We start from the raw sequence: 15,985 nt of genomic DNA on the forward strand, positions 1-15,985 counted from the left end.
TCATCGTCGGCAATGACCTTCGGGCGCCGGTTGCGCCCGCGCCCTCCGAAGCAGCCGGACCTCCCTGATCGTCCTGGCTCAAGTGACAGGGAACCGGGACGATGGCTGAAACTCTCTCGGACGCACTGGTGCGCAAGATCTGCGTATCCAACAGGCTTGATCAAGCGGATATCGAGGCGCTCAGGACACTCCCGATTCAGAGGCGTGAGGTCCGCGCGCGCGAGATCATCGTGGCGGACGGGCAGAGAGCGACCCAATGCTGCCTGGTCGCGGACGGTTTCGTGTTCCGCGCCAAGTCGACGCCCGATGGGCAGCGACAAATCCTGTCACTGCATATTCCAGGGGAGATTCCGGATCTTCAAAGCCTCCACCTCGGCATCATGGACCACGATCTGGTCGCACTCACGCCCTGCACGCTGGGCTTCATCCCGCATGAGGCCTTGAAGCGGATCAACGCGGCGTTCCCGAACATCGCCGCCGCGCTCTGGCGCGAGACGCTGATCGACGCGTCCATCTTCAGGGAATGGATCCTCAATGTCGGCCGCCGAACCGGCACTCAGCGCATGGCCCACCTGCTGTCGGAAATGCGGCGCCGCCTGGAGGCGGTCGGCCGGACCTCGGGCGAGACCTTCCGGTTTCCGATCACGCAGGCCGAACTCGCCGACTGCCTGGCCCTGTCGACGGTGCACGTCAACAGGGTTCTGCAAGAACTTCGAAGCGAGGGACTGATTGAGATAGACCGCGCCGCCTTCAATCTGCTCGACCGCGCGGGGCTGGAGGAACGCGGCCAGTTCGATCCCCACTATCTCCATCTCCACCCATCCGTGTGACGGGCAACCGAGATTCTTTTAGACCTTCAAGACGGCGGCAGCGTCAATCGGCTGCGCAAAGAAAGGCCCCAGCGAGGGGGTACACACGCTGAGGCCAGAGCAACTTGGTCACGCCATCCTAGACCTCGCGCCCGACACTTTCTCGTGCCCGTTCGGAGTACCGGAATCGTACGGGGTTTGACGATGCGGGCCTTATTTCCGCGTTCGTCCGTATCGTTGAAAGTTCCTGGAAAGGAACCGGAACGGAAACTGATCACAATTAGTTGGATCGAATGATTTCGAAGATGGAGCGTCAACGCCGTGACCCGCAAAACCCTACAGGCACGTTCAGAGCAGGCGCTCGTCGTTGTTATTCTGAGCACCGGGGCGCTGATCGCATATCTCGGTTTGGCGCTTTCCAGGATGTGAGCGCTGTCCGGCAAAAAACGAGTCGGCCGAGAACGCTTGTTTTGAGCGACCACCCAATATTGAAACCTCAACCGGGGAACTGCGGCTCGATCAGCGACATGATCATCAGCGTGACGATCAATATCGAGGGCGCGCAGGCAACCACCGCAGCCAACCAAAGGTCCGAGTGGGCAAAGATGTCATAATCGTCCCGCATGGGTGGCCTCCAAACGAATCCAACCATGTACGGAAAAACATTGGTTTGCCGACTGTTCCATTCGCGTTCGAGGAACGACCGGTCTCGATGAGCGTCGCCTGCAGAGCTCGCGCACGGCCGGCGATGAAGCGAGACGAGGAACCGACATGGCGTGCAACAGTCGATTGCGGCGAGGTAGCTCAACCGATCTTGCGGCGCATCGCGTTCGGGAACGCCCACTGAGGAACGCTTGGGCGAAATTCAATCTCCTCGGCTAGACCGGAACAGATCGACCAGTCATGTACCGCATTTACTATTTTGCTGCCTTCCTCGCTGTGACGGGATCGGTCTTCGGCTTGCTGGTCGCCCTTGAGAAGACCGTCGGCGGATGACGCCAGGGAGGAAACAAGTTTTGCATCGAGTGGCACGGAAGCGCTCGATGGGGCGATCCGGCGACCCTGGCCGGGTTATGCCGAGCCTAGCTTTTTCTCGATGTAAGCATTCACCGTTTCGGCGAAGCCGCGCTGATCTCCCACAACGGCATTGAGCTGCGTCAGCACGTCTTGCTGGAGGAGCCGGAGTCCGCTCCTCCTGGCTCCAAGCAAGGTCGCGTCCCAATACTCGTTGACCGCTCTCTCGGCCAGCGCAATGCGGTTCACGTCGCCTTCTGCGATCAGTCGGCGCAGAACTCCCAGGCAAGCATCCAGGTGGGGCATCCCTCACCCGCCTCCAGTCCAGGGAGCTCGGAAAGAAAGGGCCCCAGCGAGTGGGCACCACACTGAGGCCAAGGTCCGTTCGTCCATCGTGTTCGGCGTCACCCGGTCAGGAGCCAGCTCACGCTGGCGACGAGCGCGATGAATGACATTCCGGCAAAGCCGAGAAAGCCCATCTCCACGCTGTCCATTCGATGAGGTGTCAACATCCCCGCAGTTTGCATCTCGTCTCCGAGACCCGCATTTAAAAATGCATGTCAGAAGCCATGTCCTAATTTCGCTGAGCCCCAAACAGCGGCCGCTCCACCAATTCGGATTTCAGAAACAACGGGCGTGAAGCGACGAGAACGTTTCGGCTCTCGTCGTCCCTGACCGAACACGCCGTCAGCCACGTCACCCCGCATGCTCGCGCCAGTTGGTTCCTGCCCGCAGCAAAAATTCCGCCAGCACTGGATTAACCTATGTAGATGCCATGCAAGGCCATTGGTGGCCGAATTCGCGCGACAATTGTTCGCGCGGGCCGAACGCCATGGGAAAGAAACGACGAAATCGGGTTAAGCAAACGACGTCACTGACCTTCAGACTGCTAAAGCTTGCCGAAACGGCCAGGACCAGGGCAAGCGGCTTGCCGCCTGGAGCCGAACGTGAACGCATGCTGAGGAAGTCACTTGAAGCCCGGCGTGCCCTCGAGATCGAGAAGTTCCTGGCAACCCCGGGGGCTGCAATGCCTTCATAGGCTTGTCGCGCATCCATCGTCCAAACGGCATCCGAAATGTCAGCCGAGCCGATCGAATATCAGGGTCATCGTCTAACGATCGTCGAGCAGCGAGGCGGCGGCTTCCTCGTCGAGATCACGCCTCTTGCGGGCGGTCCTCCGATCAGAACGCAAACCTTCCAGAGCACTCAAGAGGCGATCGCCAGGGCCAAGGCGACCATTGAGAAGCATCCAAGCAAGTGAAGCCGTACGGTTTGCAAGCAAAGCGTCCAACGCGTCGGCGGGCGGACCGGAGCAACATGATTGCTGGACCGATGCGAAAGCTCCATTTTCGAGTTGCGCGACATCCCACGTACTTTAACCAGGTTAAGGCGGGAACTTGGTAGCGGTTGCACGGTGTCGCCGCGCACGAAAGCACAGGGTATCGCGTGATGCGATGCTGGCTTCTGCGGGCTGGGGCACTCCGATGATCCTTCCAAAAGGACCCCTATTCATCATCAACATTTCAAACCCCGACGCCTTCTCGGGGAAAGGCAGCATCATCATGCTTGAATTGGCGGACGAGGATGCCGCTGTAAGAATAGCTCGAAAGATCGCTGCCGAGACAGGACGCTGGGTGACTGTGCGGAAAGAAGACATGGAAGTCGTTGGAACGATATCGCCGCCTACGACACATTAGGCGCGGTGATGACACGCCCCTGAAGACCACGAAGGTGTGCCCCTGGCTCGGGGACAGAGCCAAGGGCACCGGAAACGCCGACCTGCCGTTCCTGTTGGGTGGCGTTTGTTATCCAATACGCGGTGCCAGGTGCTGTCGTTCCTAATGAGCGATCGCCCGACAAGAGACGGCCCAGCGAGGGGCGCGATTATCGACGTCGGCCGCTCCCTGGACGCCTGGAGAAGAAGGGTGCAGCCCGCTGAGGGCACACGTCGGACGGCGATGTGTTTGCAGGGTGTTGCGGTCCGGACACGACGGGCAACTCAGCAAAACCTGTCAATCACCGTGTGCGAAAATATTTCGCTTTATCCGAAGCGCAACTCGGTGTATGAATTCCCCGTCTCACCCGACACGAGGGGCGCTTCGCGGTCGTCACGAACGCGGGTCGAGATGCGGTGGACGCCGAATGCGCAGTTGACGAACGCGCATGAGGCGGACGGCGAAATCGTGCAGGCCTGACGCCCTAGTGGCAGGTGTCTTTTCCGATTGCGCAATGCGCGTTGCGAAGACGGTGACAACAAAGCCAAGTCTCGCCGGGGAGAGCACGTATAAGCCGTAAGCCATCGCGCAGGGAAAGCCGGATTGCTCCGGTTACACCTGTGGTCCTACCCCCGAGCTTTCTACCCCATTGCTCGGGGCCCATGGGTGCGATCGGCACCCGGCTTTCCCTGCGCCCTCACCAACGGAGAGGGCGGAACGAGAAGCAAGACTCGGACAAATCATGTCGCGAGAATGCGGACGTATGATTCACAAGCGGCGCCACACATTCGCCGCCGTCCCGGCGAAGGCCCGGGACCCATTACCCCAAAAGCGAATTGTTGCGCGACGCTGGGGCCACAGCTTGTTTTCAACAACACAACCCTGTGGTTATGGGCCCCGGCCCCCGTGCGCAATTGCGCACTAGGCCGGGACGACAATGAAATTGTGGCGCGAGCATGCGAAGCTATGGACCGAGCGGGAGCCAGTGTCAGCACATCAGTCGCATGCCTCCCGCACAAATCGGGGACATTGCCGGCTGCCCGCAATTTTCGTACATGGTTCCACGCAATGACCTCGCACCCCCTCCCCGATTCCGTCGACGTGCTGCTGTTCGATATCGGCCGCGTCGTGCTCGACATCGACTTTGACAAGGTGATGGCGCACTGGGCGCAGCATGCCGGCTGCGCGCCGTCCGACCTCGCCACCCGCTTTGTCGTCGACGACAGCTTCAAGCATCACGAGATCGGCCGGATCGACGATGCGGCGTTCTTCGAAAACCTGCGCCGGACGCTCGGCATCGACCTCACGGACGCGCAGTTCCTCGAAGGCTGGAATGCGATCTTCACCGGCGAGATGCCCGATATCGCCCCCCTGCTCGCGGCCGCGGCGAAGCGGATGCCGCTCTATGCGTTCTCCAACACCAATCCGGCCCATGTCGCGCATTTCTCGGTTGTCCACGCCGAGTTGCTGAGCCATTTCCGCACCGTGTTCCTGTCCTCGAGCATCGGCCATCGGAAACCCGACGCCGCGGCCTACGATCATGTGGTAAAAGCCATCGGCGTGCCGGCGTCGCGGATCCTGTTCTTCGACGACCTGGCCGCCAATATCGAAGGCGCGCGGGCGCGCGGCCTTCATGCCGTCCACGTGACATCGACGGATGACGTGGCAAGGGCGCTGACCGCGCTCGGTATTTGAACCCTGGACTTGAGGAGCTCCGAGCGTGGCCCTGATGCCGGTTGCCGATGCCCTGTCCGCCGTCCTGGCCGGCGCCGAACCGCTGCCGGAGGAAATGGTCGCGCTCGATGCCGCCTATCACCGCACCCTGGCACGCGACCTCGCCGCGCGGCGCACTCAGCCGCCGCAGCCGATGTCGGCGATGGACGGCTATGCGGTGCGCGCCGCCGATGCGGCTGACCTGAAGGCGCGACTCAAGGTGATCGGCGAAGTCGCCGCCGGCCGGCCGTTCGAGCGCACGGTCGGTGCAGGCGAAGCGGTGCGGATCTTCACCGGCGGCGTGATCCCCGACGGCGCCGACGCCGTCATCATCCAGGAAGACACCGCCGTCGACGGCGACCACATCACGATCAGCGAGGCTGCCGCCGTCGGACGGCACATCCGCCCCGCGGGGGTCGACTTCCGCGAGGGTGACGTTCTGCTCGCCGCCGGCAGCCGCCTCTCCGACCGCGCGCTGTCGCTGGCCGCCGCCATGAACCATCCGGAACTCGCCGTGCGCCGCCGGCCGAAGGTCGCGGTGCTGGCGACCGGCGACGAGCTGGTGATGCCGGGCTCGCAGCCCGGACCCGGCCAGATCGTCTATTCCAACGGCTATGCGCTGCGGGCGCTGGCGCGTGCCGAAGGCGCTGAGACCATCGATCTCGGGATTGCCGCCGATACGGTTGAGGCCACCACGGCCGGCATCCGCCGGGCCCGCGACACCGGAGCCGACATCCTGATCACGACCGGCGGCGCCTCGGTCGGTGACCACGACCTGGTCAAGCAGTCGCTGGAGGCCGAGGGCGTCGCGATGGCGTTCTGGCGGATCGCGATGCGGCCCGGCAAGCCGATGATGCATGGCCGGCTCGAGGCGATGCGGGTGATCGGCCTGCCCGGCAATCCGGTGTCGTCCTACGTCTGCGCCTTCCTGTTTCTGGTGCCGTTGATTCGGGCGCTGAGCGGCCGAAAAGCGATTCATCATCGCCGCGCGACCGCTTTGCTCGGCCGCGACCTCGCTGCCAACGACCAGCGCGAGGACTATCTGCGCGCGCGTCTCGAGACGCGCGACGACGGCACGCTGATCGCAACGCCCGTGATGCAGCAGGATTCTTCGCTGCTCGGGAATCTCGCTGCGGCACGCGCACTTCTCGTGCGTCCGCCGTTTGCGCCGGCCGCCGTCGCCGGCAGCGAATGCGAGATCCTGATGCTGCCCGAATAGGGTTTTCTCACCGCGGCGATTGTGCGCCGCCGGGCGTGTTCACCGGAAATTAAGTGGTTGCGGAACACATATCGAACATATAGTGTCCGTTCATGATTTGTTTCGAGTACTGGTGTCTACAATCGGGAGGCCGCCCAGGAGCGCTTGCAGCAAGCACCATGCTCCCTTGGTCAGGCCCGGTCTGCAGATCCCACCGAAGAGTCTCGGAATCGAACGACGCTATCAACCGGGGGAATACTCGAGATGCTCACGCGCAAACAGTACGAACTTCTGCGTTTCATCAATGAACGTCTGAAAGAGGCCGGCGTCCCGCCCTCCTTCGACGAGATGAAGGATGCGCTCGACCTGCGCTCGAAGTCCGGTATCCACCGCCTGATCACTGCGCTGGAGGAGCGCGGCTTCATCCGCCGCCTGCCCAACCGCGCCCGCGCCATCGAAGTCATCAAGCTGCCCGAGCTGTCGGCCGGTGGCGGCAACGGCCGCCGCGGCTTCACCCCGAGCGTCATCGAAGGCACCCTCGGCAAGCGCACCTCTACGCCGCCGATCGCCGAGGATGACGGCAATCGACCGGTCGCGGTCCCGGTCATGGGCCGGATCGCTGCCGGTACGCCGATCGAGGCGCTGCAGACCCGCAGCCACACCATCAGCGTGCCGCCCGACATGCTCGGCTCCGGCGAGCATTATGCGCTGGAGGTGCGCGGCGACTCGATGGTCGATGCCGGCATTCTCGACGGCGACATGGCGCTGATCCAGCGCAACGACGTCGCCAACACCGGCGACATCGTGGTGGCGCTGATCGACGAGGAGGAAGCGACCCTGAAGCGCTTCCGCCGCCGCGGCGCTTCGATCGCGCTGGAGCCGGCCAACACCGCCTATGAAGTGCGCATCCTGCCGCCGAACCGGGTCCGCATCCAGGGCAAGCTGATCGGGCTCTATCGCAAGTACTGAATTGCAAATAGTTGCGGCGGCGAGGCAAATACTTGCGGCGGCGAGGAACGAGCGACAGATCGGATCGTTCCTTGGAAGATAGCGCGGCATGCGGCCTGCTCGATGCGCTCCGATACCTCTCACGCAGTGTCGCGTGTTTGTGATTGAGGCGGTCTCGGGCGAGTCGTACAATCGCCCAGAAACGAGCTGACACTCGTTCGCTATCGTCCACTCTGGTAGAGGCCCTATGCCTCAAGGAGAGGCACGGGTCGCTACCTCCATTTGAGGAGCCATCCGATGTGTGACTATAGTCTGCACGCCGTGGCATCGCGCCCCGCCATTGTCGGAGAGACGCTGATCACCACGACCTTCCGCGGCACGTCGACCCGCGGCTTTGCGTCGGAGAACGATCCGACTGTCGCGGTCTGCATGCTGCCGGGCACCGAGCTCGCTTTCGCCGAGAACGTTCGCTACGACAGCCGCTGGATCTGGACCAAGACGCTGAATTTCCGCGTCGGCGTGTTCAACGAAGTCGAGCCCGACGTGCCGGATCGCCATCATGATGCGGTCGAATTCCCCGACGGCAGCCATGTGCTAGTGACCCAGCTCGTCGAGGGACAGCGCGTCAGCGTGCTGCAATTGCCGGCACTGCATCCGCCGGTCGCGCAGAAGCCGAAGGTTGTGGAGCGGCGGCCCTCCGCATTTGCGTCGCTGTTTTTGGGTTGAACGCATCGTCGCCGCAGGATGACCCGGCGGCGAGTGACCGAAACGATTTCGAGCGACCCCGGACGTCGGGTTCCGGGGCGCGGCAGGAGATTTGCGTCGGCGGCCGCCTTGGCGCATCATCTGGCGCAGAGGACGTGCACTCACGGAAACCTGCTCGGTGGTCGATAAGGTCACATGGCAAAAGGCTGGACGCGTCACGGAGCCGGGCCGCTACATGTTCCGGTTCGGCTGGCTGACGGTGACGGCTGACGACCTGAAGGTCTGGCAGCAATTCCCCGAGGCGTCCTTCACCCTCGTCAAGAAGCCCGACGCCGGCCCCGATTCCGATGAATACCATCTCGGCCTGTTCGAATTGCCGGCCGGTCCCTCGCCAGACCCCGGCTAATCCTCACCCTGCAGATCGCTCTCCGCCGGCGTGGCGTCGACGGCCGGCCGTGGCGCGGTGGCGGGGGCGCGGAGCGTCGCCTCGGCCTCGCCGTCGCCGGGAACCGCAGGCGACCATGGCCGGTCGATCCCGCCGGGCTTGACCGCATCGATGGCGTAGCCGTCACGGGTCCGACGCAGCACCAGCGCGCCGTGACGCCGCAGCCGCTCAGCGTCGACCACCGAGGCCGCGCAGCCCCGCGGCGCCGGCCGGGCGGTGACGATCAGCGCCGCGCGCTCGCAATCATCGGCCAGCGCCTCCGGCCGGCTGGCCAGCGCGACGAAGGCGCCGCCGGGCCCCTGGACCACGCAGCCGCTCGGATCGCAGGAGACGCCCTCGCCGAGCGATGCATCAGTGGCGGTCCGCGCATCGGCGTCCGCCGCCAGCCACTCCTTGACCAAAAACGCATCCTTGGCGCTGTGCATCAGATGCAACCGCCCGTCCCCGCCGCGCACCGCGACGTTGCGGCCATCGGCGGAAATCAGCACGTCCGGCTGCGGCACCCTGAGCGCCCAGACCGAGGCCACCACCAGCAGCACCGCACCCGACCAGCGCAGCGGCGTGCGCAGCAGCCCGAGCAGGATCAGGCCCGCGCTGGCTGCGATCAGCGGCCCGATCCCGAACGCCGCCATCCGGCCGACCGCGCCGGGCAGCGCGGCGACCCATTGTGTCACCAGGATCATCCAGTCGATGCCAAAGCCCATGATCGCCCAGAACACGCCGTCGAAGCCGAACGGCATCGCGACGAGCCCGAGCAGGCCGGCCGGCATCACGACCGCAGACACCACCGGCATCGCCGCGAGGTTGGCGAGCAGTCCGTACGGCGTCACGCGATGGAAATGAAATGCGGCATAGGGCGTCGTCGCGAGCCCTGCCACGAGGGAAGCCAGCATCAGCATCGTCAGCTCGCGCCCGCCCCACAGCGCAACCCGCGCGGTCGCCGAATGATCCGGCGACGCCAGCAGGTTCGGCAGCCCGATCTGCACCAGCGCCACCAGCCCGAGCGTCGCGGCGAACGACATCTGGAAGGTTAGACGCCAATTCCGATATCATTCGCATTCCCAACAGGTTAGCTGATCTTCTGCACTTTATTCCGGGGATTTTTCCGGGACTCCGCGAGCCGCTCGACCGCTGCGGCAACGTCCTCGTCCAACACATGGGCGTATCGCAGCGTGCTCTTGATGTCGCGGTGGTTGAGCGCCTTCTGCACGAGCTTAAGGTTGCCGCTGTCCCGCAGGAGCTTGGTCCCGAAGTCGTGGCGGAAGTCGTGGAAGCGAAAATCGGCGACACCGGAAAGGGCTCGGAGACGCTGCCAGGCTGTCTTGGCTCCGTTATAGGTCAAGGGATAGCGCTGCCCCCTCACCCGGCCCAGCCGCTTGTTGCCGTAGACGGCGACATAGGTGAAGACAAACTCGGTGTGCTGTCCCTGCAGCGGGAACAGGATCTCCCGGACCGCCGGGGTGATCGGAAATACCACGCGCCGGCCGCCCTTCCCAAGTCTCACGATCTGCTTGGCGCCGAAGTCCACTTCCGCCCACCGCAACGTCACGCACTCCTTCAGCCGCATGCCACTAGCGCGAACGAAGTCGAAGAACGGGCCGTAGTCGTCGCGCATCGCCTCATCGATCGCGTCGGCTTCCTCGCTCTTCAATTCACGGACCCGCTCCTCGGGCTCGGGCAGGATCAACTCATCCCATTTCGGCTCGGCCTCGAAGATCGCGCCTTCAGCCTTGGCAAAGGCGAACAGCCGCTGCAGGACCTTGGTGGCCGAGCGGTTCACGGTGGCATTGGAGATTAGCGGTAATGCCTCCTCTTCCTTCTTGGTCCGCTTGCCGCGCCGCGACACCCGATGACCACGGCGCCAGGCCACAAGCTCTTTGGCCGCCTTGTGGTCGATGTCCGTCAGCGATTTGGCCTCTCCGAAATATTCGATCAGCCGCGCAAGGTTTGTTTCAGTCGCCTTCGGCTCAGCGTCGTACTGCGCCTGATCATTCCACAAACGGTCGGCCACATCGTCGATCGCGAGCGATGCTTTCGCGCGGCTGGCGGCTTTTATCAGCTTCTTGGCCCGTTCCTGTTCTGCGGCCTCGAATTTGAGGGCGTCTTTGCGCGACGTGCATTTCGTTGAGCCATGAAACCGATGACCGTTGAGCTGGAAATCGAATTGGTAGTACGGGGAACGCTTGTCGCGGTAGACAGACACACTTCCCTCCTGCGGCGTCTCTCCAGAAATTCCTGAATGTCTTGCTCTGTGTATCGTCGGCGCGGACGCTTCTTACCGCGGCCGACGTTGATGTAGGCAATCTCGCCGTCTGACGTGAACGCGGCAAGCTGCTCGACGGTAATGCCGAGCCGCATGGCGGTCTCTTTGGGCGTCAGGGGGATCACGTCAGATAGGCTCCATTGGGCGCTCGGCCGGCCAAGCCACAGCGCACGTGGTTCGCTAATTTCGCGAAACCGAGGCCCAATGAAGGGGTGGATTCCGCGCTTTCCCATTGGCCATGGGGCAAATCAATGCATCGATGCTGACGCGGCGCCGGGGGTGTATTCAATGGGTCGGTATCCAAGTTTTCCGGCCCTGCACCCCTGTGAAACGTTCACGAAGTGGTGAGATCGGGGCAACAGGCCCGCCGGCTGCACCGGCGGGCCAAGGCATCAGCCTTCAGGCGATAGTCCCCTGAAACGGGTCCTGCGTCCCCGCCTGCTCGAGCAAGCCGTCATAGTCGCCGATGCCCGTCTCCGCAGGATCCTTCTCGAGATCGCGCTGCCCGCCCACGGCCCATCGCTCCTGACTGTCATTCTGGTCAAGGCTGCCGAGGCTCGGCTCAATATCCGCAGTATCGTGCTCGGCGTCGGGGGCTGCCGGCGCCTCGACAAAGTACTGCCGGCCCGCGTGTGTCTGGTCCATCATGCGGTCGAAGGTCCCAAGGTCAATTTCCCGATCGTCGCCTCCACCTCCCATACCGAGACCTGGATACGCTTCCTGGAAGCCGAGCCACGGTTCGTCGTCGTCCGGCTCACGCTCCATGTGATTATCGGTGTCGTCGAGAAACCGGATCAGCCTGGCGATCTCGTCCATGGCCTCGCGGCGCAGGCGCCAGATGGTCTTGAATATCTGCTCTGGGGGAATGTCGGTCTTGAGGAAGAGCGCACCAGCGGAGTCCGCTGCCGTTTGTGGAGACGTGCTTAAGGGTGGCGTGCTAAGCACGCTGTCAGCCTGGGTCATTTGGATTCCACTCCTTCGTGGCCTCGGGTTAGGGCCGAGATGGAAGTTCGCGGCTTCCTCTCGGCTCGATTTTATGGTAGCACCGTAATTATGGCAAAGTCAATTATGGTAGCACCAAAAAAGAAGCGCGGCCGGCCACCCACCGGCGGGCGCGACCCTGGAGTGCACATCCGTCTTCCCGAGGCGATGATTGAGGCGATCGACGCCTATTCGGCCACTGAAGCCTTGAGCCGCTCCGAGGCTATCCGCCGGCTGGTCGAGATTGGCTTGACGTCGGCCACTGCAGTCCGACCCAAGAGCGAAAGCCAGCGCCAGCGTGCTCGCGACATGGCAGACAAAGCAATCGACAAAATAGCGGACCGCACCGCCAGTTCGGAAGAGCAAGCCGACCGCAAGCGCCAGCTCGTCAAGGGGCCCGACGAATTCCAAAAGGTGCGGCGCGACCGCAACCGGAAATGATCCGCCCGAAACGAGCACCCTTCGTCCTGATAGGATCGAAAGCCGGCGCCGTTCGTTGATTCAAAGGAGGTGCAGCAATGGCACACGATCGAGAGCGAAGGAGCATGCCGACAGGCGCAGAAAGAGAAGCTCGTAAGGTCTTCAGGCAGGCGGAAGCCAAGGAAGCTTTGACTGATTACGCCAAAGCGCAAAAGGCATTCCACGAGAACCGAGAGCGCCTAAAGGCAGAACGGCTTGCGCGAGAGGCAGAAGCCGCCAACCGCGCCAAAGCAGGCTAAGCGCCAGCGGCTGGATGCCCACGCAAGACCAAAGTTTGGGCCGCCCACGGTGGAGGACGAAATGGCTCGGGCCATAGCATTGATCCCGCCTTCGGGCCTTCCCTTTCCCGCCACTTTCGTCTCAACTTGAGACGAAACTCTTTCTGTGATCTTGATCCATTCGGCGAAGCCCCCTCCACGCGTTGATGGTGATAGGACGGGCAAACTTTCAGCGATGTTTGGGCTAGACCGCCGCCCGTTGTTTATATCCGCGCTCCCATGGCAAGCTCGGCATCTTCAATGCGAGCGCCCCATCTCCTAGCAGTGCCTGGACAAGCAACATGACTGACCACGCGAATGGCATTGCCCATCCACCTTCCACGAACCAGAAATTTTTTCGAACCATCCAGTAGTGGGTCGCTCCAAGCATCATTGGGAGCGTGTACAAGCTGACCCAACGCGCATAGACGCCCAGCAGCAGCAAAATTGCAGACGCGAATTCGGCGCTAAGGGTGTATGCAAGCACCCAGTCCGGGTAGCCCGCTTTAACAAGCCCCTGCCACCAGGCGCTGATCCCTCTCAGAAAAAATTTGCCGTACAGCGCGGCGATGAAGTATCCGCTAATGGTGATACGCAACAGCAGCGCCGCATAAGGCGCGGTTCTTTGATCAATCATCTGTCGCTCCTTAAAATGCGCGAAGCCAGTCGACTCTGCATCGCAGATTGAGAATGACAACGCCTAATCGGACCAGGCTGATTCCGTAAAACTACGGCAACGGCCTGCGTATAACAGCGACCGGGCTCAGCCCAGCGGCCATCAGCGTTTGAGATTGCTTCCCTCTATCGTACGCATACGACGAAGACCGCCTGATTGACGCATGCGCGCGGGCACAGTGAGCTCTATGATCGGTTGGGTGATGGTCAGGCGGCCTGCTGACCGGCGGGCTTATCGGCCTGGCGCAGGAGCTTCCATTCCCAGGGCAGCAGTTCGTGCAGACGCGATGCGGGAAGATCGGCGATGCGGGCAAGGACGTCGGCGAGCCAGGCTTTCGGATCGACGTCGTTGAGACGACAGGTCGTGATCATCGTCAACATGATGGCGGCACGGTCGGCACCACGCTGGCTGCCGGCGAAGGTCCAGTTGCGCCTTCCCAAGGCGATGCCTCTCAATGCGCGCTCAGCACAATTGTTGGTCAAGCAGATCCTGCCATCGTCGAGGAAGCGGCCGAAGTCGTCCCAGCGCCTGAGCATGTAATTCATAGGCTTCAGGACCTCGGAGGAGCGAGAGAGGGTTTTCGCGGCTCGCGCAACAACCAGGCGTGCATGTCCCCGAGGAGCGGCTTGCTCTTTTCCTGGCGCACGGCGCGCCGCTCGTCGGCGCCGCGGCCGTTGATGGCGCGCTCGATCTCGAACAACGCATCGAGGCGTCTGACCGCCTCCAGCGCGATCGGAGAGACCGGTTTGCCCTTCTTACCTTCCCGGGCATTTTTCTCGATGTCAGCCAGCTCGAAGAAGCCCCGCCGCGCATGGGCAAAGCAAAAACGCCGGCGTGATCGGCAGCACCTTCTTCTGCGGGTCGAACAGCGGCTCGAAGCCGTTGTAGCAATCGGCTTGCAGGATACCGGCGAAGACGGCCAGATGCTTCTGGGGATGCTCGCCTCGTCGGTCGCTCGAGGCGTAATAGACCGCCGCCGGCGGCGCAGGCCCGGCGAGGGCCGGTCATCCCGCACATAAGTCCAGATCCGCCCGGTCGTGCACTTGCCCTTCGCCAGGATACGGATGGTGGTGTCATCGCCATGAAGGCGCTCGGCCGCGAGCACATGGCGTTCGATCAAGTGGAAGAGCGGCATGACGGCGAAGGTCCCGTGGCCGACCTGGTAGCGTCGAAACTCGATCCCCTCGGCTTGAAGCGCGCACTCTGGCGTTATATGCATGCGAACTTGTCGAACAGGATCGTCGCCAGCAATTGTGGGCCGATGAAGCGTCCAGATCTTCTCGCAATCGCGGCACTTCTCGCGTACCGTCTCGATCAGCTTGAAGCGGCGCGGGATCTCCTCCAGCGTCTTGGATCCTGATCTCGCCAGCCGCGATCCACCGCAGCAGGCACAGGTCGTTGGAGCCTCAATACGCGCTCGCGTTCGATGTCTCCGGCCATGGCTTGCGCAGCCGCTTGCGCCACGTTCTGCGTCTTCGCCGCTGCGGCCTCAAGCTCATCCTCGCTCGCTGTGGTGACGAGTTCTTCGAGCTCCAAAGCTGCTCGAGCAGCCGTGCCGAGCGCTCGAGCGCTGCCCGTCAGTTCGCGTTTGAGCTTCTCGTCCGCAGCTCGAGATGCGCGATCAGCGCCTCGTTGTCCGACAGCTCCGCCTGTGCACTGCATTTGCCGTACAGCGCGGCGATGAAGTATCCGCTAATGGTGATACGCAACAGCAGCGCCGCATAAGGCGCGGTTCTTTGATCAATCATCTGTCGCTCCTTAAAATGCGCGAAGCCAGTCGACTCTGCATCGCAGATTGAGAATGACAACGCCTAATCGGACCAGGCTGATTCCGTAAAACTACGGCAACGGCCTGCGTATAACAGCGACCGGGCTCAGCCCAGCGGCCATCAGCGTTTGAGATTGCTTCCCCTCTATCTCTCACCAGCCTCCCATCGTCTCAAGGAGATAACGTCCATTCGAGTCAGCTTGCTGTCGACTTTGATCGGCGCGTCCAATGACCTAAGGCCGAACTTGCCAACACCATGCTTGTTGGCTTCGCGATAGTGCGCCCTCACAAACTCTTTGACCCGAGCCTGCACCTGATCCAGTTGCAATGAGCCCTCTAGAATTGCCAGGAAGATGGATTGAATGACGTCGTCCCTGATGTCGTGTGGCAATTGATACGGCACGAGTCGAGCGACGCGCTGATATTCTTGCTGCGCCGGCGTGAGGGTGACCTCGCGATGCGTGACCATATTCGATCGAGGCCGAACGAGTAAAATCTTGGTCGTGTAAAGCCTGTCGAACTCCGGATTGTTCTGTCGAAGTATCTTCAGCTTGTTGAAACCGAAGATCCGGTCAGGAGATCCGTTGCCACAGAATTGAACCGCTCTCTGACCCGCGTTGATCGCGGCCGTCACGCGCTCGACCTGTTCTGTGGTCGGCGGGCTCGGCTCAGCATTGCGCCGCAGTATACAAGTCATGCACCTGCGAAAACCGGTTCTCTTTTCGATATAGAGATTGGTTCCGGACAGGGGATGGCCGGCCTTGCAGTGCGTCTGGTTTCGCTTCAGTGCGCCCTTGCGCTTATTTGAGGCCACGAGATTTGCCGCTAAGAGCGGCAGCGCGATCTCCGCATAGGCCGGATGAGAGTCGCAATATGCTTTGAACTTAGCCGTTGGCAAATGATAAGGACGCAGCGTGCTGCCGGCTCGAAAGCCTTCGAGCATGCGCGTTGCCTTTTCATCGGTCAGCCCTTTCCTCTGAATAACTCCCTTCGGCGAATGCCACATTGTTTCC

The 15,985-nt window shown here is 62.3% G+C and carries 19 protein-coding genes and 4 pseudogenes; 10 read left to right on the forward strand and 13 right to left on the reverse strand.

Annotated features, from left to right (window positions below; genetic code table 11):
• Nucleotides 1-101: 101 nt before the first annotated feature.
• Nucleotides 102-830 carry a Crp/Fnr family transcriptional regulator gene (locus ACVMB0_RS27355; RefSeq protein WP_456754629.1) on the forward strand — a complete coding sequence of 243 codons (729 nt, stop codon included), beginning with the start codon at nt 102-104 and terminating at the stop codon, nt 828-830.
• A 475-nt stretch (nt 831-1,305) separates the two neighbouring features.
• Here the strand turns inward: ACVMB0_RS27355 and ACVMB0_RS27360 are convergent, their stop codons facing one another.
• The 3 genes from ACVMB0_RS27360 to ACVMB0_RS27370 form a co-directional block, all read right to left on the reverse strand.
• Nucleotides 1,306-1,434, reverse strand: a complete 129-nt coding sequence (locus tag ACVMB0_RS27360) for a hypothetical protein (protein WP_456754628.1) — start codon at nt 1,432-1,434, stop codon at nt 1,306-1,308.
• Nucleotides 1,435-1,613: 179 nt separating this feature from the next.
• The gene (locus ACVMB0_RS27365; protein ID WP_456754627.1) at nt 1,614-1,841 is read right to left on the reverse strand and encodes a hypothetical protein; all 228 of its coding nucleotides are present in this window, start codon (nt 1,839-1,841) and stop codon (nt 1,614-1,616) included.
• Nucleotides 1,842-1,880: 39 nt separating this feature from the next.
• Nucleotides 1,881-2,129, reverse strand: a complete 249-nt coding sequence (locus ACVMB0_RS27370; RefSeq protein ID WP_456754626.1) for a hypothetical protein — start codon at nt 2,127-2,129, stop codon at nt 1,881-1,883.
• A gap of 769 nt (nt 2,130-2,898) precedes the next feature.
• Between ACVMB0_RS27370 and ACVMB0_RS27375 the strand changes: the two genes are divergently transcribed.
• The 6 genes from ACVMB0_RS27375 (at nt 2,899) to ACVMB0_RS27400 (ending at nt 8,508) form a co-directional block, all read left to right on the forward strand.
• Nucleotides 2,899-3,084 (forward strand): hypothetical protein, encoded by a 186-nt coding sequence (locus ACVMB0_RS27375; RefSeq protein WP_456754625.1) that lies wholly within the window; start codon nt 2,899-2,901, stop codon nt 3,082-3,084.
• A 1,522-nt stretch (nt 3,085-4,606) separates the two neighbouring features.
• Complete coding sequence (locus ACVMB0_RS27380; protein ID WP_461348267.1) at nt 4,607-5,233, forward strand: HAD family hydrolase; 627 nt, start codon at nt 4,607-4,609, stop codon at nt 5,231-5,233.
• 25 nt (nt 5,234-5,258) lie between these two features.
• Entirely contained in the window at nt 5,259-6,470 is a 1,212-nt protein-coding gene (locus ACVMB0_RS27385) for a molybdopterin molybdotransferase MoeA (RefSeq protein ID WP_461348268.1), read from the forward strand.
• 243 nt (nt 6,471-6,713) lie between these two features.
• Nucleotides 6,714-7,418: a transcriptional repressor LexA gene (gene lexA / locus ACVMB0_RS27390; protein ID WP_076857656.1), complete on the forward strand. Its 705-nt coding sequence runs from the start codon at nt 6,714-6,716 to the stop codon at nt 7,416-7,418.
• Nucleotides 7,419-7,694: 276 nt separating this feature from the next.
• Nucleotides 7,695-8,123, forward strand: a complete 429-nt coding sequence (locus ACVMB0_RS27395; protein WP_456754622.1) for a hypothetical protein — start codon at nt 7,695-7,697, stop codon at nt 8,121-8,123.
• Between the two features lie 157 nt (nt 8,124-8,280).
• On the forward strand, nt 8,281-8,508 hold the full coding sequence (locus ACVMB0_RS27400) for a hypothetical protein (protein WP_461348269.1): 228 nt from the start codon (nt 8,281-8,283) through the stop codon (nt 8,506-8,508).
• Here ACVMB0_RS27400 and ACVMB0_RS27405 read toward each other — a convergent pair.
• The 4 genes and pseudogenes from ACVMB0_RS27405 to ACVMB0_RS27420 all read right to left on the reverse strand — a co-directional run.
• Nucleotides 8,505-9,578: pseudogene (locus ACVMB0_RS27405) on the reverse strand (ComEC/Rec2 family competence protein); the annotation flags it as partial. The gene ACVMB0_RS27400 and the pseudogene ACVMB0_RS27405 overlap by 4 nt on opposite strands.
• Nucleotides 9,579-9,616: 38 nt before the next feature.
• Complete coding sequence (locus tag ACVMB0_RS27410) at nt 9,617-10,750, reverse strand: tyrosine-type recombinase/integrase (protein ID WP_456754620.1); 1,134 nt, start codon at nt 10,748-10,750, stop codon at nt 9,617-9,619.
• Between the two features lie 23 nt (nt 10,751-10,773).
• Nucleotides 10,774-11,043 (reverse strand): annotated as a pseudogene (locus ACVMB0_RS27415) (hypothetical protein); the annotation flags it as partial.
• 166 nt (nt 11,044-11,209) lie between these two features.
• Nucleotides 11,210-11,773: a hypothetical protein gene (locus tag ACVMB0_RS27420; RefSeq protein ID WP_456754619.1), complete on the reverse strand. Its 564-nt coding sequence runs from the start codon at nt 11,771-11,773 to the stop codon at nt 11,210-11,212.
• A 39-nt stretch (nt 11,774-11,812) separates the two neighbouring features.
• On the opposite strand from ACVMB0_RS27420, the gene ACVMB0_RS27425 reads away from it, so the two are divergent.
• The gene (locus tag ACVMB0_RS27425) at nt 11,813-12,232 is read left to right on the forward strand and encodes a ribbon-helix-helix protein, CopG family (protein ID WP_456754618.1); all 420 of its coding nucleotides are present in this window, start codon (nt 11,813-11,815) and stop codon (nt 12,230-12,232) included.
• Between the two features lie 104 nt (nt 12,233-12,336).
• Nucleotides 12,337-12,510 carry a hypothetical protein gene (locus ACVMB0_RS27430; RefSeq protein WP_456754617.1) on the forward strand — a complete coding sequence of 58 codons (174 nt, stop codon included), beginning with the start codon at nt 12,337-12,339 and terminating at the stop codon, nt 12,508-12,510.
• A gap of 223 nt (nt 12,511-12,733) precedes the next feature.
• Here the strand turns inward: ACVMB0_RS27430 and ACVMB0_RS27435 are convergent, their stop codons facing one another.
• From ACVMB0_RS27435 to ACVMB0_RS27450, 4 genes and pseudogenes are all read right to left on the reverse strand, one after another.
• Nucleotides 12,734-13,165 carry a DoxX family protein gene (locus tag ACVMB0_RS27435; protein ID WP_456754616.1) on the reverse strand — a complete coding sequence of 144 codons (432 nt, stop codon included), beginning with the start codon at nt 13,163-13,165 and terminating at the stop codon, nt 12,734-12,736.
• Between the two features lie 245 nt (nt 13,166-13,410).
• On the reverse strand, nt 13,411-13,584 hold the full coding sequence (locus ACVMB0_RS27440) for a transposase domain-containing protein (protein ID WP_461349718.1): 174 nt from the start codon (nt 13,582-13,584) through the stop codon (nt 13,411-13,413).
• A 72-nt stretch (nt 13,585-13,656) separates the two neighbouring features.
• Nucleotides 13,657-14,127 (reverse strand): annotated as a pseudogene (locus ACVMB0_RS27445) (IS66 family transposase); the annotation flags it as partial.
• A gap of 131 nt (nt 14,128-14,258) precedes the next feature.
• Nucleotides 14,259-14,309 (reverse strand): annotated as a pseudogene (locus tag ACVMB0_RS27450) (hypothetical protein); the annotation flags it as partial.
• Here ACVMB0_RS27450 and ACVMB0_RS27455 point away from each other — a divergent pair.
• A complete protein-coding gene (locus tag ACVMB0_RS27455; RefSeq protein ID WP_461349802.1) occupies nt 14,286-14,564 on the forward strand; it encodes a hypothetical protein in 279 nt (92 codons plus the stop codon). The pseudogene ACVMB0_RS27450 and the gene ACVMB0_RS27455 overlap by 24 nt on opposite strands.
• Before the next feature lie 217 nt (nt 14,565-14,781).
• Here the strand turns inward: ACVMB0_RS27455 and ACVMB0_RS27460 are convergent, their stop codons facing one another.
• On the reverse strand, nt 14,782-14,952 hold the full coding sequence (locus tag ACVMB0_RS27460) for a hypothetical protein (protein WP_461348270.1): 171 nt from the start codon (nt 14,950-14,952) through the stop codon (nt 14,782-14,784).
• Between the two features lie 165 nt (nt 14,953-15,117).
• Nucleotides 15,118-15,978, reverse strand: a complete 861-nt coding sequence (locus tag ACVMB0_RS27465) for a hypothetical protein (RefSeq protein ID WP_456754615.1) — start codon at nt 15,976-15,978, stop codon at nt 15,118-15,120.
• Between the last annotated feature and the right edge of the window lie 7 nt (nt 15,979-15,985).

This window comes from Bradyrhizobium sp. USDA 4451, assembly GCF_054822585.1.

Coding starts and splice junctions, on each gene's coding strand:
- ACVMB0_RS27355 (WP_456754629.1), top strand. CDS start 102: ATGGCTGAAACTCTCTCGGACGCACTGGTGCGCAAGATCTGCGTATCC.
- ACVMB0_RS27360 (WP_456754628.1), bottom strand. CDS start 1,434: ATGCGGGACGATTATGACATCTTTGCCCACTCGGACCTTTGGTTGGCT.
- ACVMB0_RS27370 (WP_456754626.1), bottom strand. CDS start 2,129: ATGCCCCACCTGGATGCTTGCCTGGGAGTTCTGCGCCGACTGATCGCA.
- ACVMB0_RS27375 (WP_456754625.1), top strand. CDS start 2,899: ATGTCAGCCGAGCCGATCGAATATCAGGGTCATCGTCTAACGATCGTC.
- ACVMB0_RS27380 (WP_461348267.1), top strand. CDS start 4,607: ATGACCTCGCACCCCCTCCCCGATTCCGTCGACGTGCTGCTGTTCGAT.
- lexA (WP_076857656.1), top strand. CDS start 6,714: ATGCTCACGCGCAAACAGTACGAACTTCTGCGTTTCATCAATGAACGT.
- ACVMB0_RS27395 (WP_456754622.1), top strand. CDS start 7,695: ATGTGTGACTATAGTCTGCACGCCGTGGCATCGCGCCCCGCCATTGTC.
- ACVMB0_RS27420 (WP_456754619.1), bottom strand. CDS start 11,773: ATGACCCAGGCTGACAGCGTGCTTAGCACGCCACCCTTAAGCACGTCT.
- ACVMB0_RS27425 (WP_456754618.1), top strand. CDS start 11,813: ATGGAAGTTCGCGGCTTCCTCTCGGCTCGATTTTATGGTAGCACCGTA.
- ACVMB0_RS27430 (WP_456754617.1), top strand. CDS start 12,337: ATGCCGACAGGCGCAGAAAGAGAAGCTCGTAAGGTCTTCAGGCAGGCG.
- ACVMB0_RS27435 (WP_456754616.1), bottom strand. CDS start 13,165: ATGATTGATCAAAGAACCGCGCCTTATGCGGCGCTGCTGTTGCGTATC.
- ACVMB0_RS27440 (WP_461349718.1), bottom strand. CDS start 13,584: ATGTTGACGATGATCACGACCTGTCGTCTCAACGACGTCGATCCGAAA.
- ACVMB0_RS27455 (WP_461349802.1), top strand. CDS start 14,286: ATGAAGGCGCTCGGCCGCGAGCACATGGCGTTCGATCAAGTGGAAGAG.
- ACVMB0_RS27460 (WP_461348270.1), bottom strand. CDS start 14,952: ATGATTGATCAAAGAACCGCGCCTTATGCGGCGCTGCTGTTGCGTATC.
- ACVMB0_RS27465 (WP_456754615.1), bottom strand. CDS start 15,978: ATGTGGCATTCGCCGAAGGGAGTTATTCAGAGGAAAGGGCTGACCGAT.